The following is a 25413-nucleotide window of genomic DNA, read 5'->3' on the forward strand; positions in this document are numbered from 1 at the left end:
GCACTGTGTGTAGTCTCGGTTTCACTTGGCGGCCGGATGGGTGATGCAACACCAATCCGGCCTGGCCACGCCAAAGCTGTTGAGGAGCTCGGATCATGGCTGATTCCGACAATAGCACGGCTTTGCCTTCCGTCACGCACGGGCGAGGGCAACAGCAAACGGCAAGCGGAGTAGATCGTGTCGATGATGTGGACCCGGCTCTTGGACTCCTCCAAGGCTGGTCGCGAGCACAGCATGTCTCGCAGGTCCTCTGCCGACTTCAACAGCGTCTAGAGAGGCGCGTTCTCGACGCTGCGGCGTCGGAGCGATGGATATCAAGGTCGGCTATTCGATCGCCTGCCAAGCGGAGGTCGAGGCAACAACCGCGGCTTTGACGTTTCAGGACAAACTTCCCCACACACAGGCGCGGTCGCTTCTTGGCGTTGTCGCTAAGCTCGAAATCATCGCTGGCGCAGATCGCGACATTAACGACCCAACAGACTTTCCGTGGCCGCATATTGCTTCTGTCCTTGATGACCTCAAGGAAATAGCCGGGAGCCTGCCGTTAGAACGGCTTCAGAGATCCGCCGTTCACGAGGACTGTAGGCGCTATCAAGCGATGGGCGCCAAGTCAGTCTGCGACCTCCAGGGCGCTAACCTGCGTAACGGTTGATAAGGATGACAAGGTCAGTAAGAACGAACGCCAGCTTGATGGAACGTGAGTCACGGCGGAGCCGGGCAAATACGACGTGAACGAGCAGCAAATACCCGAACAGACGCCGGCCCGGCCAAATCGCAATGAATTCAAAGATCACCACTGTTCGTGGCAGGGGTCGTCACCAGGGTAAATTTGGGCCTTTGACCTAAGAGGGAGTTCGAAGAGGCCGGTTCAGATTCATGACAGCCATTTCGATACGCCCACCACGTCCATAATCGTTGATATCGCATAGGTATTGAGTGTGCATGTCAAAGAGTTCAATAAGGTGGACTGACAGCAAGTTTCCAATTTTGAACCGCCACATGCCTACTTCAGATCGATTTGGTTTTGCGGCTTTCCCGGAAAAGTGAACCCAAGCTGCCCCGATGCAGGATGTTGCCGCACAGCGCATACAACCTAGGAAGTTCGTCTTTTGTCAGATATTCGGTCGCTAACATCTCATCGAAATTGATTTCGCCGCCTTCTTCTCGCTTCGTAAACGGACGGGGATAGAAATGCGCGTGAAGTCTGCCCATGGCAGCGATGATTTGGTCCGCCGTCCAAGCGCCTCGAAGTGTATTCGAACGCGCCCCGGGTACGTCACCGTGCGCGAGAAGGCTGCTCAACGCGATCAATTCACAAAGCATTCGCAATTGAAGGTAGCAGAATTCGCCAGCGGCCGATGGAGGCAAGGGTGTCTTGTCGTCCAACACCATGTCGATGCAAAGCAGTCTACCCTTCGCCTCTGCCATTAGGTCGTGATACCGTTTAGCGTCTGCTTCTGACTAGGTGTGACCATGGCCCCTTACCGCCTCGACCGACGCCAGCCAGCCGCAACGGCTTCCCCTTCCGTGCAGAACCACCTTTCGCCTTTGGTCTGGTTGATAATGGTGACGCTGTAGTATTTCTGTCCCGGCACGTGATAAATGCGCTCGCCCTCCGCTGAGATGTTGCCCTTGATGTTGCAGCCGACGTTGCCATTGCCGAGCGCAACGAGCGGTACTGATAGCGTTTGCGCATTTTCGCTATGTTGCGCTCGCCAGTCCCAAGGTGTCTGAAACGATCCTACCCACAATCCGAGCTTTGATGCCTTCGCTTTTGCCTCTTGTGGCGCATAGGCTCCGTTGCTGTATTTGGGCCAATCGAGCGGCTAATCGCCGAAAAACCGAAAGACCTAATCTTTCATCACCCTCGCTGCTCGCACGAGCGATGACCAGTCAGCGCCCATGGCTGCGACAAGGTCACGAGCATCTTCGTTGGATATTCCGGTGTGGTCGACAAGCTTCCGTGCCAGCGATTCGAATGCTAATTCCATAATTGTCATAGATCGCACCCTTCCGAGAGTAGCCACCACGATAGCGTGCGAAAAGCGCTTGCGCATTTGCACATGTTAGACGGCCATCATGAATGTCTCACGTACCGCAGAATGTCTGTAGGACGCGTTCATCCGGGCGTGGCGGGTCAGCATAGCCTTTCATTTCCGGCTGCTCATCGAAGGGATGGCTCACGACCCTCAGAATCTCATCGAAGGGTGTGAAGTCGCCGCCCAGCGCCGCCTGTATCATCGCCTCAATGCGATGGTTGCGAGGGATGAATTTGGGATTGACGGCATGCATGGTCGCCCGGCGCGTGGCTGTATCGGCTGTTTCACAGGCGATCCGCTCGCGCCACCGCACCGACCAGGCGTCGAATACGGCTGGATCCCTAAACAGCTGCCGCGCCGTGCCCTGACCTTCCGAGGCGTCGAGATCGTCGCCTAGGCGTCGAAAGCCGAGGGCGAAGTCGGCTTCGCCGCGAGCCAGCACATCGAGGAAATCAGCCGCGAGCTGCAGGTCCGCCTCCGCCTCGGTCAGCAATCCGAGTTTTCTGCGGAACCCGCGCTGCAACACGGCGTCATAGGAAGGCTGGAACGACCTCAGCACCTCTTCGGCTTCTGCGACGGCTTCATTCTCATCCGTGCTCATGAGCGGCAGCAGCGTCTCGGCAAGGCGCGCAAGGTTCCATGTGGCGATGCGAGGCTGGTTGGCATAGGCATAGCGGCCGACGCGGTCGATCGAACTGAACACCGAGCCGGGGTCATAGGCGTCCATGAAGGCGCATGGGCCATAGTCGATGGTCTCGCCCGAGATCGCCATGTTGTCGGTGTTCATGACGCCGTGTATGAAGCCGACCAGCATCCAGCGCGCCACCAGATCCGCTTGTGCTGTGACCACGGCGTCCAGCAAAGCGCGGTACCGCCGTGCTTGCCCTAACAAGTGCGGGAAGTGCCGCTCAATGGCATAGTCGGCGAGGATCTTGAGCCCCTCGGTATCGTGGCGCGCGGCGAAATATTGGAAGGTGCCGATCCGGATATGGCTTGCCGCCACTCGTGTCAGCACGGCGCCGGGCAGCCGGACCTCGCGATGGACGGGTTCGCCGGTGAGCACCGCCGCCAGGCTTCGCGTCGTCGGAATGCCCAGCGCCGCCATCGCTTCGCTGACCACATACTCACGTAGGACAGGACCCAGTGCGGCGCGGCCGTCACCGTTGCGCGAGAACCGCGTCGGCCCCGATCCCTTCAGCTGGATGTCGCGGCGGATGCCGTTGACGTCCACCACTTCGCCAAGCAGGAGGGCGCGACCGTCGCCGAGCAGAGGCACGAAATTTCCGAACTGGTGGCCCGCATAGGCCAAGGCGACTGGCTGCAGGCCTTCCGGAAATCTGCTGCCCGCAAGCATCTCCACTCCGTCCGGGCTGGTGAGCTGGTCGGCGTCGAGCCCTAGTTCCTCGGCGAGGGGTCGGTTGAAGCGGATCAGCCGAGGTTCGGACACCGGCTTCGGACCTGTTTGCACGAAGAAGCGCTCGGGCAATTGTGCATAGCTGTTGCGCAGGGCGGGAAGCTGCATCTGGATGGCTCGGGATTGTTCAGCGGTGGCAGGCGAGGTCATGACGAGCTGGCTCTGAAGTGAGGGGGCGCCGCTGATATAGGGACGCAACGTCGCTGATGCCATCCGGAACCATCGGCTCGCACCGGATAAGAGCCTGGAATCAGATCCGGCCCTTAATAAACACCTCTCAAGGTGAGGGCGATACGACCGGCCCATGGAATTCGGCGAAGAATGGGATCGGATCGATGATCTCGAACAGGTGATGCCCGTCGACGGCGGGGACGGCTTGGCAACCGTCCCGCTGGGCGCCAAAGACATGAAGGTGTGGCCAAGATGGCCGACCGTACTCTTTCCGATCCGGCTTCCGATCCGACCACAGGCGCTGATCTGGGTGCGGGCCCGGGAGCCGGCAGAACCAAGAACGCGGATTTCGGAGGCGCGGCAAGCATCCAGGAGGCTCCTGCTATGGCGGAGGCTGCATTTAAGTGCACATCTAAGCGTTAGTCGGAGCCGACATCTGGGGGCACCAATGTTCGGCGATCCCCGGAAGCTGAAGACTGCAGCGGAGCAACCGGAGAACGGGCTTCGACAGGCGTGCTGAATGTAGGTGAAAACACACGTGGTCACCGCCGCACCACCACCAGATTCAATGTGTGCGCGGCAGCCGGAGGGGGCGCCCCGGTTGCGAGCCCTGACAAAGCACAAGCCCCGACAACCACGAGCTCATTTCGGTACAATCCTCAAGGTACCGGGCTGGCGCGATTGCTCGCCGGAGACCATAATCCCCCACCGAGACAGCATGGGATGGTTGTGGAGTCTGCTCTCTCTAAAACAGGCTTTGGGCGGGCGGCCGCTGACTCGCGCCCGCGAGACTTCTTCGGCAACGGTCAGATGCCACAAATGGCAATTGGCGATTGGACCGTGCGGCGCTCATACGTCACTTCTCGTTCCGGGCCGCGTGCCGCGCCTTCCGGTAAGCCGCGCCTGAAGCAGCACTACGACCAGCAGGAAGAGCCCCCGAATGACGGACTGCCAGTAGGCCGAGAGGGAGATCCAACCCATCCCGTTTTCAAAGTTCAGGATGTTGAAAAGGATGCCGAGCAGGAGCACGCCGGCGAGCGTGGTCAAGACCGATCCGGACCCGCCGGTAAGCAGCGTGCCGCCCACAACCACGGCAGCGATCGCAAACAACTCCCAGCCGACGCCCTCGATCGGCTGGCCGGCCCCGAATTGCGAAGCGAGAACGACGCCGGCGAGCCCGGCCAGGCACCCGCTTGCGACATACACGAGAAACTTGACGCGATCTGTGCGCAGGCCCATCAGCCGCGACGCATCTTCGCCGCCGCCGATTGCCAGCACCGTCCGTCCCGTGCTGGTGTAGTTCAGGACGACCGATCCGAGCACGTACGCGACCAGGGCGATGATCGCCGGAACCGGGAAAATCCAGAAATTCCCTTGGCCGATGGCGGTGAAACCAGAATCGTAGGAAACCGACACCGTCTGGTTCCCGGCAAGAAGCAGCGCCGAGCCGCTTGCGGCCAGCATGGTGGCAAGCGTGGCGATGAACGGCATCAGGTTCCCGCGCGTAACCAAAAGCGCGTTAATCAGACCGGCCGCCAGCCCGGCGCCCACACCCGCCGCAAGGCCGGCCGCTATGCCGTGCGGGCTAGCCAGGGCCGAAGCGACGCTGCCCAGCGCAGCAACCGAACCCACGGACAGGTCAATGCCGCCCGTCATGATGACAAAGCACATGCCGAGCGCGACGAGCGCGAACATCGAATTGTAGCGCAGCACGCTCACCACATTGAAGAAGCCCAAGAAACGGTCGTAGCGCAGGAATCCGAAGAGGACGAGCGCTGCAAACGCGATGACGACACCGTAGGTGCCAATGATGCGGACCAGTCGGGCGCTGTTCATGGATTACACCCTGTGTTGCTGCTGCAGCCAGACGGCGAACGCGATGATGCCTGCCTTGACCACGAGTGCAGCGGCGTCGGGCACGCCATTGGCGAGCAGCGTGTAGCGCACCAGCTGGATGGTCAGCGCGCCGAGCAGCGTGCCGATGATCGTTGCCTTGCCGCCGCTGAGCAGAGTGCCGCCAACCGCGACGGCCGCGATGGCGTCGAGTTCCATGCCGAGCCCGACCAGATTTGCGTCGCTGGAGGAGTTGATTGCGATGACCACCAGGCCGGCCAGCCCTGCGCACAGGCCGCTGATCGCATAGACCGCGAGCTTGATCTTCGATACCGCGATGCCCGCGAGTTCCGAGGCCTTTTCATTGCCGCCGATCGCCAAGATGCTTCGTCCAAACACCGTGCGGTCAAGCGCCCACGCCGCCGCGGCGACCAGCACGGCCATTATGATGACCTGCGCAGGGATGCCGAGCGGACGGGCAAGCCCGATCCATTGGAATTGCGGCACGCGGAAGGTCTGCAGATTGCCGTTTGTCATCACCTGGGCGATCCCGCGCCCGGCGATGAACAGCACCAGCGTTGCGACGATAGGCTGGATGCGGAAGCGGGAGACCAGCCAGCCATTGAACAGTCCGAACAGGCCGGCAACGAGGATCGAGGTGATCATCGCGACGGCCACCGCCAGATAGATGTTCCCGACCGGGAAAATCGTCCCCAGGAAGATCATCGGTGCCAATGCGCCGGAAATCGCCATCAGCGACCCAACCGAAAGGTCGATGCCGCCTGTGGCGATTACCAGCGTCATCCCGACCGCGACGATAACTATCGTGCAGACCTGGGTCAGGTTGACGTTGAGCGTCTGCAGCGTCGCGAAATTGCGCGTATAGGCAAGATTGAAGGCGATGAGCAGCACCAGCGCGATCACCGTGCCGTAGCGCGCCAGGAAGCCGAACAGACTGAAGCCGCGGGTTCCGGCGTCGTGGGCTGCGGATGGCCTGGTCAGATCGCTCACGCTGCCGTCCCCTCCGCCGAACTCCCATGCGCCATCGCCGCGAGCACGTCCTCCTCGTTCGTTACCTGGCCTTCCAGTTCGGCCACGCTCTCCCCCTCGCGCAGGACGAATATCCGGTCGGCCCCTTCCAACACTTCCTCAAGTTCCGAGGAGATCATCAGCACGCCGAGCCCGTCATCGGCAAGTGTGCGGATGAGGCGCTGGATCTCGCCCTTCGCTCCGACATCGATGCCGCGTGTCGGCTCGTCGAGAATGAGCAGCTTCGGGTTCATCGCCAGCCAGCGGGCGAGCAGCACCTTTTGCTGGTTGCCGCCGGAGAGTTCCCGGACCTTCTGGTTGGGACCAGAGCATTTGATGCCGAGTTCGCGAATGAAATGCTCGACGACCTCCCGCTGCCGGGCTTCGTTGAGGATGCCGTTGCGACTGATCTTTGGCAGCAGTGCCAGCGTTATGTTCTCCGCCACCGTCATCTCCGGCACGATGCCCTCGGCCTTGCGGTCCTCTGTGCAGAAGCCCAATCCGGCCGAGATGGCGTCGGCGGCTCGCGCGGGGCGGTAGGGTGCCCGTTCCATCGTCATCTCCCCGGCCTTCAGGCGGTCGGCGCCGAAGACAAGCCGGGCTGTTTCGGTGCGGCCAGCACCGAGCAAGCCGGCAAAGCCGGCGATCTCGCCTCGGCGCACGTCGAAAGTCACATCACGAACCGACTGGCCAGCCGCCAGCCCTTGCGCGGTAAACAGCACGTCGCCGATCCTGGATCGATCGCGCTCGCCGAATGCGGTCGCATGGCCCTCGACCGCCGCGACATCGCGGCCGAGCATGGCCGCGACCAGTTCCAGCCTGCCGATGTCGCTCATCGCGGCGCTGCGCACCGTGCGGCCATCGCGCATGATCGTGACCCGGTCGCAGACCTCGTAGAGCTCGTCGAGCTTGTGGCTGACGAATAGAACCGAAACGCCCTCGACCTTGAGCTGCCGGATGACGCTGAACAGAACCGAGACTTCACGCTCATCGAGCGACGACGTCGGCTCATCCATGATCACGAGGCGGGCGGAAAATCCGATGGCGCGGGCGATCGCTACCATCTGCTGCGTGGCGGTGTTGAAGTCGCTGAGTGGGTGGCGCACGTCGATGCGGATCGAAAACCGGCTGAGCAGGCGCTCGGCTTCCGCATGCATCGCCCTCCAGTCAAGCAGGCCGCGGCGGCGGTTCTCGCGTCCGAGGCAGATGTTCTCGGTCACCGAGCGAAGCGGGACGAGATTGATCTCCTGGTAGATGGTGCTGATGCCGCTGACCTGCGCCTGATGCGGAGAGCCGACCTCGAACGGCTTCTGCTCGAACAGCACCTGGCCCGCATCCCGGCGGTAATAGCCGGTGAGCACCTTGATAAGCGTCGACTTCCCCGCGCCGTTCTGGCCGATGAGGGCGTGGACCTCGCCCGGCCGAACCTGTAGCGACGCGTCTGCGAGGGCAGGGATGCCGGCAAAACGCTTCTGGATGTCACGCATGTCCAGGAGCAGCGCGGCTGGGTCCGGCTGAGCGGTCATCGGCGAACTCCGAAAACCTACCCGCCGGAGCGGGTAGGGAAGATGGCAGGAGAGTGGATATCAGAATGCAATAGCGAAGTCTTTCTTCGCATTCGTCGCGTCGAAGAAGGCATCCTCGTTCTTGATGAAGGGCGGGATCTTCTTACCGGCGGCATAGTCGGCCATCGTGGCGAAAGCCTTGGGCCCGAACAGCGGGCTGCAGGCGCAGATGGCGCCGATCTTGCCGTCGATGATCGCCTGGACGCCTTCCTTCTCGCCATCGATCGACAAGATCAGCACATCCTTCCCGGGGGTCTTGCCGGCGGCCTCCAAAGCGGCGATCGCACCCAGCGCCATCTCGTCATTATGCGCGTAGATGATATCCGCATCGGGATGCGCCTGAAGCAGCGTTTCGGCGACCTGCCGGCCCTTGTCGCGTGCGAAGTCGCCGGATTGGGACGCCAGGATGGTGAACTCCGAGTGCTTGGCCATAAAGTCGTCGAAGCCTTTCTTGCGGTCGGTGGCCGCCGAGGCGCCCGTCGTGCCTTCCAGCTCGATGATCTTCGACTTGCCATTGGCGTTCTTGACCAGCCATTCGCCGACGCGGTTCGCTTCCTCGATGAAATCCGAACCGATGAAGCAGACGTAGTCCTCGCCCGGTTTTGCCATCGTGTGGTCGACGTCGCGGTCGACCAGGAACACCGGTATGCCGGCATCGCGCGCCGCCAGGATGACCGGCACCAGGGGCTTGTCCTCACGCGGCGGCAGGAAGATGGCGTCGACGCCCTGCGCGATCATCGAGTTCACGTCGGATGCCTGCTTGGCCGACGACCCTGCGGCATCCGTATAAACCAGTTGATGGCCTAGCTTGGCGGCTTCGTCCTGCATGCTCTTGGTCTCGGCAAGGCGCCACGGATTGTTGCTTTCCGTCTGGGCGAAGCCGACCTTGTACTTGTCCTTTTTGGCCAGCGGCGGCAGCGCCGCAAAGGCCCCTGAGCCGAGCGTAAGCGCGACAGCGCCGGCGGCGGAGCCAACGAGTAGTTTTCGACGGGTAATGATCATGCTCTTTCCTCCTTGATTTTCGCTTTGTGCGACCGTGGACTTTCCTCACGATTTCGGCCTGACGGTCTTTGCATGTGCCCGTCGGCAACCTGGATCAGTTCTATGCCGCCTCCAGGATGAAGTCGGCGCAGCGGTCGCCCAGCATCATCGCCGGCGCGGCAGTGTTGCCGGCATTGATGTTCGGGCAGGCCGACATGTCGGCAACCCGCAGATTGTCTATCCCGCGCACGCGCATCGCTGCGTCCAGTACCGCCATCCGGTCGCTGTCGGCGCCCATTCGACATGTACCGGCCGGATGATAGTTGGTCTTGACGAAGCGCTTGCAATGTTTTGCCAGCGCCTCATCGCTGAGATCATCCTGACTCGGCACGGCGATGGCCTTGACCCGATCGGCAAGGGGCTTGGTCTGGAAAGCCTGCAGGAAATAACGCTGACCAGAGATCATGTCCCGCATGTCGTCTGGATGTTTGAGCAGATTGGGCGAAACGACTGGCATGTCCTTGGGGTCCGCCGAACGCAGCCTCACGAAACCACGCGACTTCGGCTTCACCACAACCGTCGTGACGGTAAGCCCATAGGTGTTCTCGACCAGAGTCAGGATATCGCGGTCCAGATAGACGTGCGGAACGCAGAAGGCCTGGATCGTCGGTTCACCATCCGGATCGGCCGGATTGACGAAGGCGCCTGCCTCGACGCCGGCCGACAGGATCGTGCCGGTGCCGAACAGTTTAAAATGCAGGCCGTTCCTGATCATCCGCCAGCCTTGGCCTTGCCTGAAATAGCCGTAAGGGCCGTTTGCCGTGGCGATGATCGGGACCTCGGGATGGTCGATCAGATTCTCGCCGACCCCGGGAAGGTCGGCGACGCAGGCAATGCCACACCCGGCAAGCGCGTCGGCCGGACCGATACCGGACAGCATGAGCAGTTTCGGCGAGATGAGGGCACCGGACGAGACAATTACGTCGGCATCCGCATAGGTGGTATGCTCGGCGCCCGATGCATCGGAGTAGACGACGCCGGTAGCCCGTCCGTTCTCGATCAGCAGCCGGTTGACAGTGCAGTTGAGCTTGAGGGTCAGCTTAGGGTCATTCGTCAGCGGCTCGATGAAAGCGTAGGCGGCGCTGCTGCGCTTTCCGCGTCGGTTCATGAACTGGTAGAAGCCGACGCCGCGCTGCGACGGCCCGTTGAAATCATGGTTGTAGGGCAATCCCAGCCCCTGGACCGTCTGGACGAACCAACGCGAAACATCATCGATGTGGCCGGGATCCGAGACCAGCAGCGGACCTTCGCTGCCGTGCAGTTGGCCGCCCAGCCGATTGTTTCCTTCCATGCCGGTGAAGTGCGGAAGCACCGCCTGCCAATTCCAGCGTACGCCGGCATTGTTGCCTCGCAGCATCTCGTCCCACTCATTGTAGTCGGCCGAGCGGCCTCGCATATACACCTGCGCGTTGACCGAGGTGCCGCCGCCCAGCACGTTGCCTTGCGAGATTTCATGAACGCGGCCGTCCAGGTGGGCTTGCGGCTCAGTGCGGTGATAGCGCATGAATTTCGAGCCGTTGATCATCTTGAAGATGCCGGGCGGCATGTCGAGCAGGGGGTGATGATGGGAATGGCCGGCCTCCAGCAGCAGGGTTCGCCTTCCTGCTTTGACCAACCTTGCCGCCGCGACGCATCCGGCCGCCCCGCCGCCCACCACGATATGATCGTAGGTCTGCGTCATGCCTCAGGCGCCTCACGGCTTTCGAATGTACCGCGGACATACTCCCACGCCGCCGAAAGATGGTTGAGCAGTGCCCGCTCGGCGCCGTCAGGATCGCGCTCGATAATGGCCATGCAGATTTCCCGATGGCTAAGGAAATTCACTTGGTTGCGCTCGGGCGATCGGGGCATGCGCATCCACTGTGGCGACAGCCAGGCGGTGAATGCCTTGTGCACTACAGGCAGCACAGGGTTACGGGCAGTGTCGTAAAGCACGGCATGGAAAGCCACGTCGGTTGCGTAGAATTGCTGCGAGTCTGGAATAGCCGCTTCGTTCATCGCCAGTGCGGCCCTGAGCGCTGCGATGTCTTCCTTGCGAGCATGGATGGCCGCGTTGCGAGCTAGAGATCCCTCGAGGAAGACGCGCAAATCATAGAGGTTCTTCACGCCTGCTTGGTCGCTCAGCACATGGCCGACAATTCCCTCGAGGGCGCCGAGCGCGGCGTCCAGACCGGGCCTGCGTGCAATTGGCCTGAAGCGTGGACGCGCTTCCACCAGGCCGCGGCTGGCCAGGCGCGCAATCGCCTCACGCACAACGCCCCGGCCCACGCCATATTCGATCATCAGTTCGCGCTCTGCCGGCAGGTAGCTGCCGTCGCCAAGTCTTCCCGAGGTGATCTCCGCCTCGATGCCAGCCACCATCGCGTCGGCCGCGCGGGCGGCAGCAATTGCCACGGGCATCTCACGACGGTCTCCGGCATCCAGCAAGCTTTCTTCCTCCCAGCACAGTGATGCCATTAAAAGGTAAATCGGACCAAAGCACAAGCGCATCCATGGTCTTGTAGGACCAAACGGATGGCCATGCTCAATAGTTGCCTGGAATGCGGCCGAAACGGTTGCCAGCTGGCAAGCTCGGTGCAATTATGGTCTGACGAAAAAGATGATTGGGAAGAAGCATGAACGGCACCGAGATCAAGGAGGTCGAGACCCGGCTGTTCCGGGTCCCGCTGCGTGAGGTGATGACCGATGCCAAGCACGGCGCACACACGCATTTCGAGCTGGTGACCGTCACGTTGAGGCTTGCCGATGGAAGCGAGGGCACGGGCTACACCTACACCGGCGGCAAGGGCGGCTATGCCATCAAGGCAATGGTCGAGCATGACCTCGCGCCGTTCCTGCAGGGACGCGACGCGACCGGAATCGAGACGCTCTACGACGGCATGCTGTGGCACATCCACTATGTCGGGCGCGGCGGCATCGCTTCTTTCGCGATATCAGCGATCGACATTGCCTTATGGGATATCAAGGGCCGGCGCAGCGGATTGCCGCTGTGGCAAATGGCAGGCCGGGCAGGGAAGACCGCCAAGGCCTATCGGGGCGGCATCGACCTGAACTTCACCCTCGATCAGCTTCTGGCCAGCATCGATTCCTATCTGAAGGCCGGCTTCACAGCGGTAAAAATCAAGGTCGGCAAGGATAATCTCGCCGATGATGTCGCCCGTGTGAAGGCGGTTCGCGATCGCATCGGGCCCCAGACCACCTTTATGGTTGACGCCAACTACGCGCTGGATGTCCCGCGAGCGATCGAAGCAGCGAGAGCATTCGCGCCCTACGATCTGCTGTGGTTCGAGGAGCCCATCATACCCGACGACTATGAAGGTTACGCCAGCATTGCCAAGGCAACCGGTATGCCGCTGGCCATGGGGGAAAACCTGCATGTCATCGAAGAGTTCGAGCATGCCTTTGCTTGGTCTAAGCTCGGCTACATCCAACCTGACGCCTCCAACTGCGGCGGAGTGACGGGCTGGCTGCGCGTGGCAGCGCTCTCCCGCAAAGCTGGCATTCCGGTCTGCAGTCACGGAATGCAGGAACTTCACGTCAGCCTCGTTGCAGGTCAGACAAATGCCGGCTGGGTAGAGGCGCATAGCTTCGATATTGACCAATACACACTTGAGCCGCTTAGACTTCAGGATGGTTTGGCGATAGCACCCGACGAGCCTGGCGTGGGCGTGGTCTTCGATTGGCAGAAATTGGCGACCTTCACGGATACGCCCGCCTGAACCGCGGCACACGGCAAGACTTCGACGGCGTCAGTTTGCCTGGGCACCGTTCGTGCCTCTCATTGTGCATATGTTGCGCCCGGACACGTCGCCGAGCACAGTGCCTTGGGCGAGCCTCCAGCTCCGCACGACTACGAGCTCGGTCGGCAGCAGGGAGCTATCTTTGGGTACGATGAGGGCAGTTCTGAGGAACCAGACAGTGATCCTGCGCGGGTTGGAATCGGAATTGCGACCGGGTCAGGCTTTCAGGCGTCCACTTTCATCACTGAACAGAGCTGCATCCCAGTTACCCAAGTTGCCGGAGGCTCGCGCGTGCAACCGCCTTCTGTGAAGATGGTAACGGGATGCGAGGGCGGCGGCCGGCGCTTGCGCTTGAAGCCCTTAAGCGACGGCTCAGTGGAACATCCCCGTCTTCGAGTGGTTGGACGCAGCGGTTAACAGGAGACGAATGAATATGATCTCTGATGTCGACACCCTCGACCTGCAAGAGAAACTGCCGAAGCAACAGCAGCGTGCTCCGGGCCAGACGAACGCAATGTCCCCGCGGCCCGATCACGGGGAGCACAGTTACGAGGGGAGTGGCAAGCTTGAAGGCAAAACGGCTATTATCACGGGTGGAGACTCCGGGATCGGTCGCGCAGTGGCCATTGCTTTTGCCAGGGAGGGTGCCGATATTGTCTTGTCTTACCTGAATGAACACGACGACGCGCGCGAGACGGCCGACTGGGTGGAGAAAGCGGGCAGGCGTGCCGTTCTTGTTGCCGGCGACGTCGGGGACGAAAGGCATTGCGTAGACATAGTCGAGACGGCCATGCGTCAGTTGGGGCAAGTCGACATCCTGGTCAACAACGCTGCTCACCAAGCCACGCTTGACGATATTGCGGAGCTCTCTGCGGAAGAGCTGGATCAGACGTTCAGGACGAACATTTACAGCCAGTTCTTTCTGTCAAAAGCAGCATTGCGGCACATGGGCAATGGTGCCAGCATCATCAACACCGCGTCGATCCAGGCAGCCGATCCGTCCCCACAGCTCCTGGCCTACGCCGCCACCAAGGGCGCCATCGTGAATCTGACCAAGGGACTGTCCAAAATGGTCGCCAAGCGCGGCGTCCGTGTCAACGCCGTCGCCCCCGGTCCCGTCTGGACGCCCCTGATCCCTTCAACGATGCCACCGGAAAAGGTCGCCGAGTTCGGTCGCAACACGCCCATCGGGCGCCCCGCCCATCCGGCCGAGTTGGCGGCCACCTACGTTCTGCTTGCCACGGCAGGCGCAAGCTATATCACCGGGGCTGTCATTGCGGTCACCGGTGGCCGCCTGATGTAGTCGGTGCAGCTGTCGCCAGCCCCGCCACCAGATGCTGAGTCAGGGGCGGCTCCCAGCGTGGACTCGGCAAAGAACGATCACGCTTGAGTGGCGGCCATGGCGACGATGATATGAAGAAGACGAGCATGTGATTATACCCATCATGTCGTCACCAAAGTTTTCGGTGATGATGATCATCCAGCCGCCGATGTTAACTGCCGGGTATTCATACTGAGGCACAGAGATCTCACGTTTCGAACGTCAGCAGCGTTCCGTCTCGCAAGGGCGACAGCGGCGCCGCCATTCAAAGCCGGACTCTCCGCCACAAATATGCTGAGCGGATCAGCTCACTTTCTCGGTTGGCCAATTGCGCACCATGAGCCATATCCTTCGGGAACAAGTTGGACTAGCCGAAGTTCGAGCCGCAGGCGCCATACTGATGCTCCCCGCCCGTGGCGCACCGGCCCGCTGCTTTCCCCTCGTGGCAGCGGGCCGTTTCATTGCTTGACAAGCTTTGTCGACGAAGCCAGTTTTTTGCGCTGAGGGACAACGCGGGGGAGAGTTACCGTGAAGAAGGCATATGAAAGCCGGAACTGAAGAAGCGCGAACGCCTGGGTAGCATCGCTGCCCAGGCAGCCGTATTCGGCCTGAGCAACGTGTGATGTGAGAAGCCAGCGCTGATCAAGCGCGAGCGACTTTCGTCTGTAACTGCCGGGCCGGGTGTGTCGTTGCCACCGCCCGGCTGATATCTGCTGAAGCGTTCTCAGCCCGCTGGCTCACACTGGCGGGCTTTTGTGTGTGCGCTGGGAACCGATCCTATCGCCCAAGTTCACGCCCCGGCGCCCCTCGACGCCGCCCGGACCGAGGCGCCCGGAGAGTTGTTGATCAGCTTTCAAACAACGGCCGCCACCGTCCCCTCGGTGGCGGGCGCTCAGTCGCCGAGCTGACACAAAAGCTTTTCGCCTATGCCAAAAAGGTCGGAATTAGCAGCACTGAGATCGAGGAAGGCGCCGGCAGCGTCTATGAGGCGGTCCTTGATGCGATCGTCCACCACGAAGCCGGATTGGCGGAGTGACTGGTGTTCCATATGTCGTTTTCATACTCACGTCTTGGCAACTCGGAACTATTTTAGATCGAACTAATTAAATCGCGGTTGGGTAACAATCGCGAGGGCGTGAATGTTTGAGTATCGAGTTGAGATGATGGCCGGCGGGTCTGTTGTGTGTTCGCAGGTGGTCATGGCCCAGGCTCCATTCAAAGCGGCAGAAGCACACGTCGGCCGGCCGGTCATTTTTAGGCACCAGGAAGAAAACTAGTTGCGTGTCACCGAAACAAGGGGTGGAAAGCGAACTTTGCTTACGTTTGTCGGATGAGGGCGGCGGAGACCACTCGCGGCCGTCAACTTTTTGGACAAGTGGCCCCGGTCTGGTCGGCCGCGTGCGGTTCCTGAAGGATGAGGACAAGCTACGTCACATCTCTTTTGTGGTATCATTCGTGACATGAGCAAGAAGGCGAAGCACAAAGCAAAGCAGGCGATTATTGCACTACCGTTGGATGACGAGGTGCAAACGGAAGCCGCCTACTATGCTCGCCTGTGCGGAATTACCCCGGAAGAAGCCTTGCGGATCATCGAAGCGGCGAAGCTGACAGGGCAGCCCAGTCGAGATCAGAGCTGACCGGATCGCTGCGACAGAGTGACCGACGCCCTTCCGTTGGGGAAATTGCCTGATTGGGCCCGGCCCGGAGGCCCGCCACCAGAGCCGCCGCATATTCCGACATAGACGATTTTGGCACCGGCCATACATCCATCGTCAGCCTGCTGAAGCTCAAGCCGCGTCACCCCAAGATCGATCGTCAGCTCATCGAACCCATCGTACACAGCGGCGTGTGGTTGCGTCCATCATCGATATAGGACGGTTCATGGGATCACAGTCGTCGCCGAGGGCGTCGAGACGGTCGAGCAAGCCCGGATTCTGCGAGAATTGGGCTGCGACATTCTGCACGGCTTCGCTTTCGCCCGGCCGATGCCTGCCGATCAACTAGCGGGCTGGATATCAGGCGAAAAAGGGCGAAGAGCCTCGTAGTCCGGACGTAAGTGCGGGGTGGGTTCGTCTTCGGGGGCTGCAAGTAGCGCAGGGTCGGTTGCTGGATGTCAGTCCTGGTGGCGCAAACACACCTTCAGCGTGGTGGCCGGCCATGTCTGCTTACAGGAAACGGCGAAGCTTATCTCAACGGCCTACCTGGAGGCGCTTTGCGGTGGTTTGCTGCTCACGAATGCAGGTCTAACGAATACTCAACGGACATAGCCAGCGGGGCATTGGGGCATTGATCCATGGTCAATCTGATCGGGAAATCCCCATTGCAGTGCGGTCGCGTCTCAATGTGAGACTCAACGGCGGCCCTCACCGCTCAAAAGCGCGCGTTGATCTGCGGCTAGTCCTTGATGCAACCGTTTCGAAAACGCCTCATCTCGTTCGAAGGGAAGCCCGCTCCTGCGGGTGCGCTCGATCACCCGATCTTGGATCAAAATGGCAGCTTTATAATGTCTAATGAGTTGATGATGGTGATCGCCGATGAACCTCATTGTTTCTTCCCGTTAGGACCAAAACAGGGATGGTGCTCTTCCAGAGCGTAGGATTGCCTGTCGTACATGCCCGAATCCACGCTCAGGGCGAGTTCGTGTCGAATTCAATAATAAATCCTGCGTCGCTGGCGCTTCTGGTTATGTGATTGGCTAGTTCCCAATCCGTTAACTGGCAAAGCGGGAGCACCTCTCTCACGGCGCAAATGACATCCGATATGGAAACGCTCGGATGATCGACATTATCAATAAGGTAGCGGACGATCGCTTGCCGAGCGACCGATGCAGTAGGCGTAACGTCAAGCACAGGCATTTTTAAGCCTCTAAATGCAGCCGCTCTTCCGTCGCGTCCGCCGTTGCGGCGTCAAAAGCGACGGGCACATTATGAATGATGCATGCCGCTGCCAGTATTTCCTCCAAGTCGTGGTCGGTGGCCTTGCAGGTTGGCATCAGTGTTCGGACGGCGCGGATGGCCTGCGCAATGGAGAGAAAGCGCGCCTTACCCCTGGAAAGAACGTAGGCCTCAGCCGCCCTTTCAATCGTAATCGTGTGAAAAGTGTTGGCCATCGAGAGTTCCTCTCTGGACCCAAACCCAACACTACTTTCGACCAACATGCGGCGGTCTTCAAGGCTATGTCTGATTCCGGACAGTCAGCCGGAGGCGGTACCTAAATGATGTTGCTCTTCCTCGCCATAGGCACCATCCGTGAGTTTTATCATTCCGGTGCGGTCGACCATCGTGATCTCGCCGCGCTTGGCATGAACCAGCCCCGTTAATCGAGCATTTGGAGGGCGGTGGTAACGCCCGAGCGCCTGGAGCCAAGCATGGTCGCGAGAAATTCATGCGTCAGAAAGGCGTTTATCCCGACCGCAAGGCAATTGCGCTGCTTGGAGCACCGCCTGGGAAGGTGCGCTGCATCCACACCGAGGGTTCCGGCTGCTACGGCCACAATGGCGCCGACGACGCGGCCGCCGATGCCGCGCTGATCGCGCAGGCGCTGCCCGGCACGCCGGTGCGCGTGCAGTGGATGCGCGACCAGGAGCATCTGTGGGAACCCTACGGCCCGGCCATGCTGACCAGGGCCAGCGCCACGCTTGACGACAAGGGCACTATCGTCAGCTGGCATTATGATCTGTGGGAGTAACAACCACGGCACGCGACCGGGTTCGGCCGGCTCGCTTATCGCCGGGCGGCTGATGGCAAAGCATTTTGCGCCCGACCGGCCAAGCTGCAGATCTCGCCGCTCGGCAATGGCGACCGCAACGCCATTCCGCTCTATGATGTGCCGAACCAGCGCGTGAACTGGCATTTCGTCGCCGACATCCCGGTGCGCGTCTCGGCGCTGCGCGGGCTCGGCGCCTATTGCAATGTCTTCTCCATCGAAAGCTTCATGGACGAGCTGGCCTTGGCGGCCAATGCGGATCGGGTCGAATACCGGCTGCGGCACCTGAAGGGTCCGCGCGCCAAGAAGGTGATCAAGGTGGCGGCCGAGAAATTCGGCTGGAGCAACGACCCGATGCCGGAAGGCCGGGGCAGGGGATTTGCCTTCGCCAAATACAAGAACCACGCCGCCTATCTCGTCCTCGCGCTGGAAGCGGATGGCGACCGCGACAGGGGCGCCATCACCCTCTCGCATGTGGTGTGCGCGGTCGATGCGGCGAGGCGGTGGCGCCGGATTCGATCGTCAACCAGACCGAAGGCGGTATATTGCAATCGCTGAGCTGGACGCTCTATGAGGCCGTCCATTTCAACGATACCCGCATCCTCAGCGCCGATTGGTCGGCCTATCCGATCCTGCGCTTCAGCGCCGTCCCCGACAGCGTCGCGGTACATGTCGTGACAATCCGGGTTCGCCCTATCTCGGCGTGGCGGAAGCCGCGCAGGGGCCGACGGCCGGCGCGATCGCCAATGCGTTCCGGCACGCAACGGGAAAACGCATCCACGACCTTCCCTATAGCGCGGACGCGTGAAGGCTGTGCTGGGGTTTAGCGGCTGTCAAGGCTGGTGCCAACAGCGGGTGCCGCAGTTTGCGTGCTGTTTGATAGAAAACGGCCATATCCAACAGAGTTTGCTCTCAAACCGGCGATTGGCTGCGGAATCCCGAAATGCAGCCGATGAAGGCGTGCTTCGGCGGTGCGACGTTTTCGTCTCGATTGGGGAGAGGCTCCTCATCAGGAAGTCTCTCCGGGTCCGGCTCGCGCACGGGTTTGGGGGTGGGAATGGCCGGAGCTGTCGGTACCGGAGTGGGTGCTGGTTCGGGAACCGGAACAATGGCCATGGCAACATCTCGTTTTGGGGGCGGATTTCCCTGACGGAGCGGGTCGACCCCAAACGCCGTGGACTACCGCACCGCTATTTCGCGCTCGTCCTGGATCGCTTGGCCATCGCCAATTATTTCCGTGGCGATGCCCCCCTTCGCGCCTCCAGCACGGCGGCAGGTGTGATGCTCGTAGCCTTGTCGGAACGATCACTCGTCCGCAGGCAGCGGCAATATTTTTGCGGCTCGAACATGCGGTTCTTGCGGCGTCGGACAAAAGCCGCGCGGGATGTTTGCGCACAACGGTTTCATCGGAGCGCCTGCGGCAGTTGGTGCGCTCGCTCGGCCAATCCCGATTTTTCTAAGTGACTTCAACGCGTCGCGTCTCACGGCATTCCTGTCGAAACGAGGGAGGCAGAAGGCCAAACCAAAGGCTGCGCTCGGGCCGTCACGCGCGATCATCGTGAGCGTCGTCTGGCGCCGAGGTCGGAATTCGCATCGACGCGCGCGCTGGCCGAGCCAATTCCAGCCGTTCCTTCGAACTGACTTCAACGGCACCCCACGACGAGGGGCGTTGGCAACTCGCCTGGGACGTCGAGTTTGCCACTGCGGGCGAGAAATTTCGAAGACGCATTGGGAACGGCAAGCAAACCACGACAGCGGAATGGCGTGCGGTAATCTCCTGCCGACCTAAGTCTTGGGAAGTGCAAGCCAGCAGGCCGGTAATATCGCCGCAACAGTCCGGCACGCGCCTTTTAAGGGCTCGGGCGGGAATAACTGCGCCCTCTGCGCGTTTCCTCTCTGTACAAGAGGAGGAGATCTATCATGCAGAAATTGACCTTCACCCGCATAGCGCCGCTGGCTCTGCGGGCCTCAGCCGCATTTGTGCTGGTTGTCGCGCCCTATCAGCTCAGCTTTGTCGGCTCGGGCAAGCTGCGGCCAGCCGCCGCCTATGCCAACGGCGAGGGCGGCAGCGGCGGAGGTGGCGACGGCCATGGCGGCAACTCCGGATCTGGCGGCGCTGGCGACCACGGCGGCAACTCAGGGTCTGGCGGCAGCCCCGGCTCCGGTGACAGCTCTGGGTCCGGTGGCCACGACGGTGGCGCAAGCAACGACGACAGCGGTCACGAAAAGGGTGATCATGGGCAGCAGCATGTCAACGCCGCCGGTGACAAGATTGAAGTCTCGGATGACAGGACTGAAGTCACTCATCCCGATGGCACCAGGGAAGAGATCGAAAATGGCCGTCTCGAAGTGAAAGACGCGGCAGGGCGCACGATCGTCGAGCGGGCTGCAACAGCTCAGGATGTCGCGCGGCTGCAATCGCTATAAGAATACGAACCGGCCTGCAGCAAGCATACATCAAGCGACCTCGGCCGGGCGGCGGAGGTGGCTTCGCAGCATCGCACTCGGCTGAATCTCTCGCTCCACGCTTTCCCATCGGGAGCGTGCAACTCGATAAGGGCCGACAAGTCTATAGGCGCAAATTACTTTTGGCGCCGCTGTCATGCAGAAGTGAGAAGTGGCAGCCGCGCGGACCTGTGCAATACCGGCCTGATCTCCCGATCTGCCCGCGCACTCGCTCGGGGCGAGGGTCGGCGCCATGTCGGCGTTCTCGCCGGCCGGACCCAGCTTCGCCTGTCGTTCTACAAAATGGCTGCTTTCTTGTGCATCGACGCATTTGCAGGAGAACTGCCGTGCGGGCGCTTTCGCTTCTGGCTGTTCAACAAACTCGGGTTGTCGCTTTCGGGCGTGGGATTTTTCTTCTGCTGGTCTGGCCTGCTCGCCGCGTTCTCACTGGCGTCGACAGCGCGACTGTCGGAGCGCTCCGGGCTCGCCAACACCATGATGTTAACGCATGCTCTTTCGAGCATTTGCCTAATCCTGGCGGCCAATCGTGCCGAACCTCGAACTAACGTTTGCGCGGGTGCTGATACGCGCGCGCACTCTCCCAAATGGATGTGCCGACCTCGTTTTCCTGTGTCAGGGCAGTCGTTATGCCGACGGAGCGACCGGGGCCACGAGCGCACGAGTCACGGCCTTTGACCATCTGCGGCCTACTCAAGATCATCTATGATTTTGTTCTCTTTTGGAGCCCAAGACACATCAAGCCGCCGGATGAGCGAAGACCAACGTGCCATGATGTCCCGTTCATACCAAGAAGACCGCACACGCGCGCTGAATTGCGGCGCTCAAGTAGACTGCGGTCACTCTCCGGGCATTTTGATGTATGAGCGGAGGCAAGAAACGGAACGCTTGAGAAACTTCTCGAACACGGCCGGACTTTGCCGCAGCCGTTCAGGTCGGAATAGCGGGCGAACCTTACATCCGTAGGGAGACCGCAGCGATTGCCGTCGGCGGTGGTCCTGCCGCCGCCGGCGGGCACTGGACATCGCTTTTCGGCCAACTCCGCACGGGTTCCTCGCGACGCGTTTCGGTGACCTTCGCTTTGTGGGCGTCTGAGACTGAGGCCACGCGATAGAACGGCTCAAGCCACGTTCGCTTGCTGCGCGGGTTTTTTTCTGAGGCGCTGGGCCAATCACTGAGGAAAAGTCTGCCAAAGTGGCGGTTTGGCTGCTGCTTTTTCTAACCGTCGCCTTCTTGGTTGCGACATTTGTCTTCGACGCCGGCATCGACGTCACGGACCCGTGATGATCCAGCGTCCCGCCCGCGGCGTGGTGGAGCGGGTTGATCGGCTCATATTTGCACTGATGCTAATATTAGCGCATGATCCCTTCTGCCGGGAGGATCACCGGCATGGCCCGGTTGCCGGCCCCCAAGCCTAAGCACACCCCCGGCAGCCGGGCCGCCCACATCAATTGCTTGAAGGCGCCGGCCGCACCGGCCCGGTGGTATTCCACTGGATGAACTCGACTTCCTTCCCCGTCACTTCCCGCACAGACTTCAACAGCGCCTCATGCAGGGTCCGCGTGGCGCGGTAATGCTCGCAGTGTGGCGATATGAACGGCTTCACGATGCTTTTGTGCAGCGCTTCCGCCGCCACGAGAAAGCGCTCGATTTCAGCCTGAGAAAGCTGTTTGGACGGTCTGGACCTGGCCATTGGCGATCTCCGTTTCGTAGAAGGGTCGCCGCAACAAGGAGGATTATATTCCTCGCCAGCGTCCGCTTGCAAGAAGATCGTCGCTATTTTTCCCGAAAGTCCTTCAGCGAGGCATGGCGTAGCTTTTCCTCGCCCTTCAGGAATCGAACTCGGCCGACCAGACCTGGCTTTAGCCATTCTGCCTTGTCGCTCTTAAGACCCTTCGGAGCAGGTCCGCCGACTTTCCCCTGCACGCGGTCCCATAGCGCTTGCCGTTTGTCAGCCTTGAACGTGACGAAGGCGCCGCCGGCATATCGGCCTTGGTCGGCCATGAGCACCATCGCGGGTTTCCCGGCCTGACGCTGCACGCCAATGATGTCCATTTCCTTTTCGGCATAGCACTTGATCTTGCGCCAGTTCATCGTCGGCCCGCTGCGATATTTGCTGTCCTTGCGCTTTGAAACCATGCCCTCCAGGCCGGCTTGGTCGACAAGGTGATAGACGGCATGGCCGGTTCCCGGCATTGCTTCGCTGAAGTGGATGCGGCCAGCGGTCGGGATCAGTGCCTGAAGGATGTCGCGGCGGTCTTCCACCGGCAGGTCGCGCAAATCGTGGCCGTTGAGGTGCAGGAGATCGAACGCCACCAGATAGAGGTCGCGCGATGGCTTGCGGCTGGTGATGGCTGACTGCATTGCATGGAAGTCAGATAGGCCAGCTTCGTTGATAGTGATAGCCTCGCCGTCAATGATGAAGTCTTTCGCTTCGATCGCCGCTGCTTCGCCGGCGAGTTGGATGTAGCGCCCGGTCCAGTCGTAGCCATTCTTGGTGATCAACCGGACCCCGTCGTCATCCTTGATGACCTGGGTCCTGTACCCATCGAACTTGATCTCGTGGATCCATTCGGCGCCCTGTGGCGGGGTGTCGACCAGTTCGGGCTCCATTGGCTTAATGAACTTCAGACGCATGAACACACTCGCAAAACCCCAACTCAATTAGCCTTGTCTAAAATTGTTCCGAAACTGCAAACGGCAGGTGCAACAAAGTTTAGGCGCGCCACGTTGCCCCCGAAACGAGGCGACGATGACGAAGTATCAGGTGGAGGAGATCGAAGGTGACACGGTGGTGTCATCGGGCATCGTCGTGGAGAACGATCCCATGAAGGCCGCCGAGGTGACGGCGGGTCAAAGGGTCTCACCTAGGGCGCTACAGCATCATTGCTTCCGGGTGGTCGATGAAGAGCATGCCGCCGTCTACGAATACAGTTTCGTCGGGCCTGATGGGCGTCCAGACCCCGCAGAATGGATGAAACTGTCCGATCTCGGCCAGCCGACGTTGGGACACATCCACCAAGGCGCTGCTCCCGACGAGCAAGACAACTTCTACACCTGCCAGATCTGCGGCCAGCCGGTGGACATGCGCGACCTGCGCCAGGTTATGTGGCACGAGCAGCCGCGCCACGAGCACTTGAAGCTTGAAGTCGTCAAAGACTCCTGAAACGCGGAAACCGCGGAAAGGCCCTCCGGAACGGGAAAGCCGCAGACATCCTGCGGACAGATCGTGATTGGCGTGCGTGTGTTGCTCCTGCTTAACTGCCAATTTCCGAAGTGGAGGTTTCGATGACCGCCGACGGCTGCTGTACAGCTCTGATCCGGAAGCTCGAGCATTTCAAGGAACTTTCGGATCAGGATAAGGAACTTCTTGCAAAGAGCGTTGCCAGGTCGGTGGAGTTCGCTGCGGGCAGCGATATCATCAAGCAAGGAGACCAGCCCGATTATGTTCATCTGCTGGTCCAGGGCTGGGCCGGGCGTTACAAGCTTTTACCGGAAGGCGGCCGGAACATCATGGCCTATTTGATTCCCGGCGACCTCTGCGACGTGAATGTCGCCTTGCTTGAGGAAATGGATCATTCGATTGGCGCATTATCGGCGTGCAACGTCGCCTTGATCCCTCTGGCGAAGATCCGCAATGTTATGGTTGAAAACAGGACGCTGGCCCAAGCGCTTTGGTGGGGCACACTGGTCGACGAAGCAGTACTGCGCGAATGGCTAGTTACGTTGGGTTCGCGACCGGCCCAGCAGCGGGTCGGCCATTTGATCTGCGAGATGTTGATACGCACCGAAGCCGTCGGCCTTGCGCGAGGCAATAGCTTCGACCTGCCGCTAACCCAGCAGGAACTTGCCGACACGATGGGGATGTCGCTGGTCCACATGAACCGGACGCTTCGGGGATTACGGAGCAGAGAGCTCATTACCACAAACGGCCACACGGTGACCGTGGAGAACCCTAGGGCTCTTATGAACTTTGCCGCGTTCGATCCGCTGTATCTCCATCAACAGGCTCATAAATTCAGAAGCTCGTTGCAGGAGGTCCTCTAGCGACTACTCTGACAAACCGGGATCAAAATGGACTACGGCATCAAGGATGGTCCGGTAGAGGCTGTCGACTTCCTCGTCGATCTCCACCCGCTTGATGCCGATGGCCTTCGCATCAGCGGTTAGCTTGTGCGTGAGTTCGTCAACGGAGATGCCGTCCGCGTTGATGGTCCCAGGGACGTTGTTCGCGATCCATTGTTCAAGGAAGTTGACGCCACGCGTGCTCACTACGACACAAGGCGCCAGCCCATATTAGGTTCCGCTCATCCTTCCAGCCGCGGACTGCGCGGCTTTGAGATTTTCGAGTAAGCTTTCGAGCAGCCGCTCGTCTTGCTCAGTCGCGCGCCCTTGTTCCCGCTCTCGATCCACAATCCGAACTTGAACGGATAAGGCGCTTTCGTAGTGACGAACTATGTCGCGGAGGTAGTCCTTTGACAGTATCCATACTTTCAGCTCCTGTTAGGGCGAAAGCATGAGGGTCACTTCCAAACGTCCGATGCCGGTAAATGTCACGGACGACGAGACACTGTACGCCATATTGGGGGGCAGATAGCGAATGCAGAGCCATCACATTGACGGATGACGATCATTCTGGCCTGTTAGCGCCCGGCGGACCTGCAGGTCGCCTGGCCGGCGCGGTAGCTCTCAGGCAGTGCGTCGGCCAACTTCACTCCAATCGTCGAGGCATTGCTTTCGAAGAACCGCCTGCAACTTTGCAGCGGCCAGGAGCATGCTGTCCGGGATCGGTTCGGGAGGGGATCACCCGGGGCGCCAGGAAGAAGACTTCTTTCCCGATCTTTGTCCAACCGGGAGTTTGTCATTGTCGGCTAGGTTGCTGAGGAAGCCGACGAGCGTCTTCGCCTGCTCGGACGTGCAGGAATATAACCGCCGTTGGGCTTGGGTTCGAGATTTGACAATTCCGAGTTTGGCCATATCGGTCAAATGCTGTGAAAGGGCGGATTGTGTCCCGCGGGACTGTCAGGAATCTTGTGCGTGAGGCCGGTTGTCGTCATTGGCTGACGAACCTCTCGCCGAAGACGACGGCGAA

At 60.6% G+C, this 25413-nt stretch carries 21 protein-coding genes and 2 pseudogenes; 9 read left to right on the forward strand and 14 right to left on the reverse strand.

The features are described 5' to 3' along the window. The first annotated feature begins 307 nt into the window (after positions 1-307). Positions 308-652, forward strand: coding sequence for a hypothetical protein (locus FJ936_RS30895; RefSeq protein WP_246680470.1), 345 nt, complete (start codon positions 308-310; stop codon positions 650-652). Positions 653-1008: 356 nt separating this feature from the next. Here the strand turns inward: FJ936_RS30895 and FJ936_RS15010 are convergent, their stop codons facing one another. From FJ936_RS15010 to FJ936_RS15055, 8 genes are all read right to left on the reverse strand, one after another. Continuing rightward, on the reverse strand, positions 1009-1386 hold the full coding sequence (locus tag FJ936_RS15010) for a hypothetical protein (protein ID WP_141906722.1): 378 nt from the start codon (positions 1384-1386) through the stop codon (positions 1009-1011). A 702-nt stretch (positions 1387-2088) separates the two neighbouring features. Then, complete coding sequence (locus FJ936_RS15020; RefSeq protein ID WP_141906737.1) at positions 2089-3561, reverse strand: protein adenylyltransferase SelO; 1473 nt, start codon at positions 3559-3561, stop codon at positions 2089-2091. Positions 3562-4473: 912 nt separating this feature from the next. Beyond that, complete coding sequence (locus tag FJ936_RS15030; RefSeq protein WP_141906723.1) at positions 4474-5460, reverse strand: ABC transporter permease; 987 nt, start codon at positions 5458-5460, stop codon at positions 4474-4476. A gap of 3 nt (positions 5461-5463) precedes the next feature. Next, entirely contained in the window at positions 5464-6411 is a 948-nt protein-coding gene (locus FJ936_RS15035) for an ABC transporter permease (protein WP_246680477.1), read from the reverse strand. Positions 6412-6464: 53 nt separating this feature from the next. After that, complete coding sequence (locus tag FJ936_RS15040; protein ID WP_141906724.1) at positions 6465-8012, reverse strand: sugar ABC transporter ATP-binding protein; 1548 nt, start codon at positions 8010-8012, stop codon at positions 6465-6467. Between the two features lie 60 nt (positions 8013-8072). Further along, complete coding sequence (locus tag FJ936_RS15045; RefSeq protein WP_140793486.1) at positions 8073-9053, reverse strand: ABC transporter substrate-binding protein; 981 nt, start codon at positions 9051-9053, stop codon at positions 8073-8075. Positions 9054-9153: 100 nt separating this feature from the next. Then, positions 9154-10773: a GMC family oxidoreductase gene (locus tag FJ936_RS15050; RefSeq protein ID WP_140793484.1), complete on the reverse strand. Its 1620-nt coding sequence runs from the start codon at positions 10771-10773 to the stop codon at positions 9154-9156. Further along, positions 10770-11582 carry an FCD domain-containing protein gene (locus tag FJ936_RS15055; protein WP_246680471.1) on the reverse strand — a complete coding sequence of 271 codons (813 nt, stop codon included), beginning with the start codon at positions 11580-11582 and terminating at the stop codon, positions 10770-10772. The genes FJ936_RS15050 and FJ936_RS15055 overlap by 4 nt, the downstream gene beginning before the upstream one ends. Positions 11583-11707: 125 nt before the next feature. Here FJ936_RS15055 and FJ936_RS15060 point away from each other — a divergent pair, with 125 nt between their 5' ends. Beyond that, complete coding sequence (locus tag FJ936_RS15060) at positions 11708-12811, forward strand: mandelate racemase/muconate lactonizing enzyme family protein (RefSeq protein ID WP_140793480.1); 1104 nt, start codon at positions 11708-11710, stop codon at positions 12809-12811. A 454-nt stretch (positions 12812-13265) separates the two neighbouring features. Then, on the forward strand, positions 13266-14135 hold the full coding sequence (locus FJ936_RS15065; RefSeq protein ID WP_140717143.1) for an SDR family oxidoreductase: 870 nt from the start codon (positions 13266-13268) through the stop codon (positions 14133-14135). 910 nt (positions 14136-15045) lie between these two features. On the opposite strand, the gene FJ936_RS30900 is transcribed toward FJ936_RS15065, so the two are convergent. Then, positions 15046-15201: a hypothetical protein gene (locus tag FJ936_RS30900; RefSeq protein WP_246680472.1), complete on the reverse strand. Its 156-nt coding sequence runs from the start codon at positions 15199-15201 to the stop codon at positions 15046-15048. Between the two features lie 412 nt (positions 15202-15613). On the opposite strand from FJ936_RS30900, the gene FJ936_RS15075 reads away from it, so the two are divergent. Then, positions 15614-15790 carry a hypothetical protein gene (locus FJ936_RS15075; RefSeq protein WP_246680473.1) on the forward strand — a complete coding sequence of 59 codons (177 nt, stop codon included), beginning with the start codon at positions 15614-15616 and terminating at the stop codon, positions 15788-15790. A gap of 98 nt (positions 15791-15888) precedes the next feature. Further along, positions 15889-16198, forward strand: a pseudogene (locus FJ936_RS15080) (EAL domain-containing protein); the annotation flags it as partial. An 812-nt stretch (positions 16199-17010) separates the two neighbouring features. On the opposite strand, the gene FJ936_RS15090 reads toward FJ936_RS15080, so the two are convergent. Further along, the gene (locus tag FJ936_RS15090; RefSeq protein WP_140793474.1) at positions 17011-17262 is read right to left on the reverse strand and encodes a hypothetical protein; all 252 of its coding nucleotides are present in this window, start codon (positions 17260-17262) and stop codon (positions 17011-17013) included. Positions 17263-17537: 275 nt separating this feature from the next. Here FJ936_RS15090 and FJ936_RS15100 point away from each other — a divergent pair. Beyond that, positions 17538-18416, forward strand: a pseudogene (locus FJ936_RS15100) (molybdopterin cofactor-binding domain-containing protein). A 1362-nt stretch (positions 18417-19778) separates the two neighbouring features. Then, entirely contained in the window at positions 19779-20285 is a 507-nt protein-coding gene (locus FJ936_RS15110) for a hypothetical protein (protein WP_141906727.1), read from the forward strand. 314 nt (positions 20286-20599) lie between these two features. Here FJ936_RS15110 and FJ936_RS15115 read toward each other — a convergent pair whose 3' ends face one another. From FJ936_RS15115 to FJ936_RS15125, 3 genes are all read right to left on the reverse strand, one after another. Further along, positions 20600-20827 carry a hypothetical protein gene (locus FJ936_RS15115; RefSeq protein WP_141906728.1) on the reverse strand — a complete coding sequence of 76 codons (228 nt, stop codon included), beginning with the start codon at positions 20825-20827 and terminating at the stop codon, positions 20600-20602. A gap of 941 nt (positions 20828-21768) precedes the next feature. After that, positions 21769-22014 (reverse strand): hypothetical protein, encoded by a 246-nt coding sequence (locus FJ936_RS15120; protein WP_140793468.1) that lies wholly within the window; start codon positions 22012-22014, stop codon positions 21769-21771. Positions 22015-22097: 83 nt separating this feature from the next. Next, positions 22098-22958 (reverse strand): ATP-dependent DNA ligase, encoded by an 861-nt coding sequence (locus FJ936_RS15125; protein ID WP_141906729.1) that lies wholly within the window; start codon positions 22956-22958, stop codon positions 22098-22100. Positions 22959-23073: 115 nt separating this feature from the next. Between FJ936_RS15125 and FJ936_RS30910 the strand changes: the two genes are divergently transcribed. Together FJ936_RS30910 and FJ936_RS15135 are read left to right on the forward strand one after the other, a co-directional pair. Beyond that, positions 23074-23487 (forward strand): hypothetical protein, encoded by a 414-nt coding sequence (locus FJ936_RS30910; protein ID WP_246680475.1) that lies wholly within the window; start codon positions 23074-23076, stop codon positions 23485-23487. Positions 23488-23609: 122 nt separating this feature from the next. Further along, positions 23610-24368, forward strand: a complete 759-nt coding sequence (locus tag FJ936_RS15135; RefSeq protein WP_141906730.1) for a Crp/Fnr family transcriptional regulator — start codon at positions 23610-23612, stop codon at positions 24366-24368. A 3-nt stretch (positions 24369-24371) separates the two neighbouring features. Here the strand turns inward: FJ936_RS15135 and FJ936_RS15140 are convergent, their stop codons facing one another. Continuing rightward, positions 24372-24593 carry a DUF768 domain-containing protein gene (locus FJ936_RS15140; protein ID WP_141906731.1) on the reverse strand — a complete coding sequence of 74 codons (222 nt, stop codon included), beginning with the start codon at positions 24591-24593 and terminating at the stop codon, positions 24372-24374. Positions 24594-25413: the final 820 nt, after the last annotated feature.

Origin of the sequence: Mesorhizobium sp. B2-4-13, from assembly GCF_006658535.1 — a bacterium.
Taxonomy (GTDB): Bacteria; Pseudomonadota; Alphaproteobacteria; order Rhizobiales; family Rhizobiaceae; genus Mesorhizobium; species Mesorhizobium australicum.

What these genes read in the sequence shown, in the direction of transcription:
- FJ936_RS15045 (WP_140793486.1), bottom strand. Translation starts at nt 9,053, where the DNA reads ATGATCATTACCCGTCGAAAACTACTCGTTGGCTCCGCCGCCGGCGCT.
- FJ936_RS15075 (WP_246680473.1), top strand. Translation starts at nt 15,614, where the DNA reads ATGAGCAAGAAGGCGAAGCACAAAGCAAAGCAGGCGATTATTGCACTA.
- FJ936_RS15050 (WP_140793484.1), bottom strand. Translation starts at nt 10,773, where the DNA reads ATGACGCAGACCTACGATCATATCGTGGTGGGCGGCGGGGCGGCCGGA.
- FJ936_RS15030 (WP_141906723.1), bottom strand. Translation starts at nt 5,460, where the DNA reads ATGAACAGCGCCCGACTGGTCCGCATCATTGGCACCTACGGTGTCGTC.
- FJ936_RS15055 (WP_246680471.1), bottom strand. Translation starts at nt 11,582, where the DNA reads ATGCGCTTGTGCTTTGGTCCGATTTACCTTTTAATGGCATCACTGTGC.
- FJ936_RS15125 (WP_141906729.1), bottom strand. Translation starts at nt 22,958, where the DNA reads ATGCGTCTGAAGTTCATTAAGCCAATGGAGCCCGAACTGGTCGACACC.
- FJ936_RS15115 (WP_141906728.1), bottom strand. Translation starts at nt 20,827, where the DNA reads ATGCTCGAAAGAGCATGCGTTAACATCATGGTGTTGGCGAGCCCGGAG.
- FJ936_RS15120 (WP_140793468.1), bottom strand. Translation starts at nt 22,014, where the DNA reads ATGGCCAGGTCCAGACCGTCCAAACAGCTTTCTCAGGCTGAAATCGAG.
- FJ936_RS15060 (WP_140793480.1), top strand. Translation starts at nt 11,708, where the DNA reads ATGAACGGCACCGAGATCAAGGAGGTCGAGACCCGGCTGTTCCGGGTC.
- FJ936_RS15020 (WP_141906737.1), bottom strand. Translation starts at nt 3,561, where the DNA reads ATGCAGCTTCCCGCCCTGCGCAACAGCTATGCACAATTGCCCGAGCGC.
- FJ936_RS15090 (WP_140793474.1), bottom strand. Translation starts at nt 17,262, where the DNA reads ATGGCCAACACTTTTCACACGATTACGATTGAAAGGGCGGCTGAGGCC.
- FJ936_RS30900 (WP_246680472.1), bottom strand. Translation starts at nt 15,201, where the DNA reads ATGGAACACCAGTCACTCCGCCAATCCGGCTTCGTGGTGGACGATCGC.
- FJ936_RS15135 (WP_141906730.1), top strand. Translation starts at nt 23,610, where the DNA reads ATGACCGCCGACGGCTGCTGTACAGCTCTGATCCGGAAGCTCGAGCAT.
- FJ936_RS15065 (WP_140717143.1), top strand. Translation starts at nt 13,266, where the DNA reads ATGATCTCTGATGTCGACACCCTCGACCTGCAAGAGAAACTGCCGAAG.
- FJ936_RS30895 (WP_246680470.1), top strand. Translation starts at nt 308, where the DNA reads ATGGATATCAAGGTCGGCTATTCGATCGCCTGCCAAGCGGAGGTCGAG.
- FJ936_RS30910 (WP_246680475.1), top strand. Translation starts at nt 23,074, where the DNA reads ATGACGAAGTATCAGGTGGAGGAGATCGAAGGTGACACGGTGGTGTCA.
- FJ936_RS15110 (WP_141906727.1), top strand. Translation starts at nt 19,779, where the DNA reads ATGCAGAAATTGACCTTCACCCGCATAGCGCCGCTGGCTCTGCGGGCC.
- FJ936_RS15040 (WP_141906724.1), bottom strand. Translation starts at nt 8,012, where the DNA reads ATGACCGCTCAGCCGGACCCAGCCGCGCTGCTCCTGGACATGCGTGAC.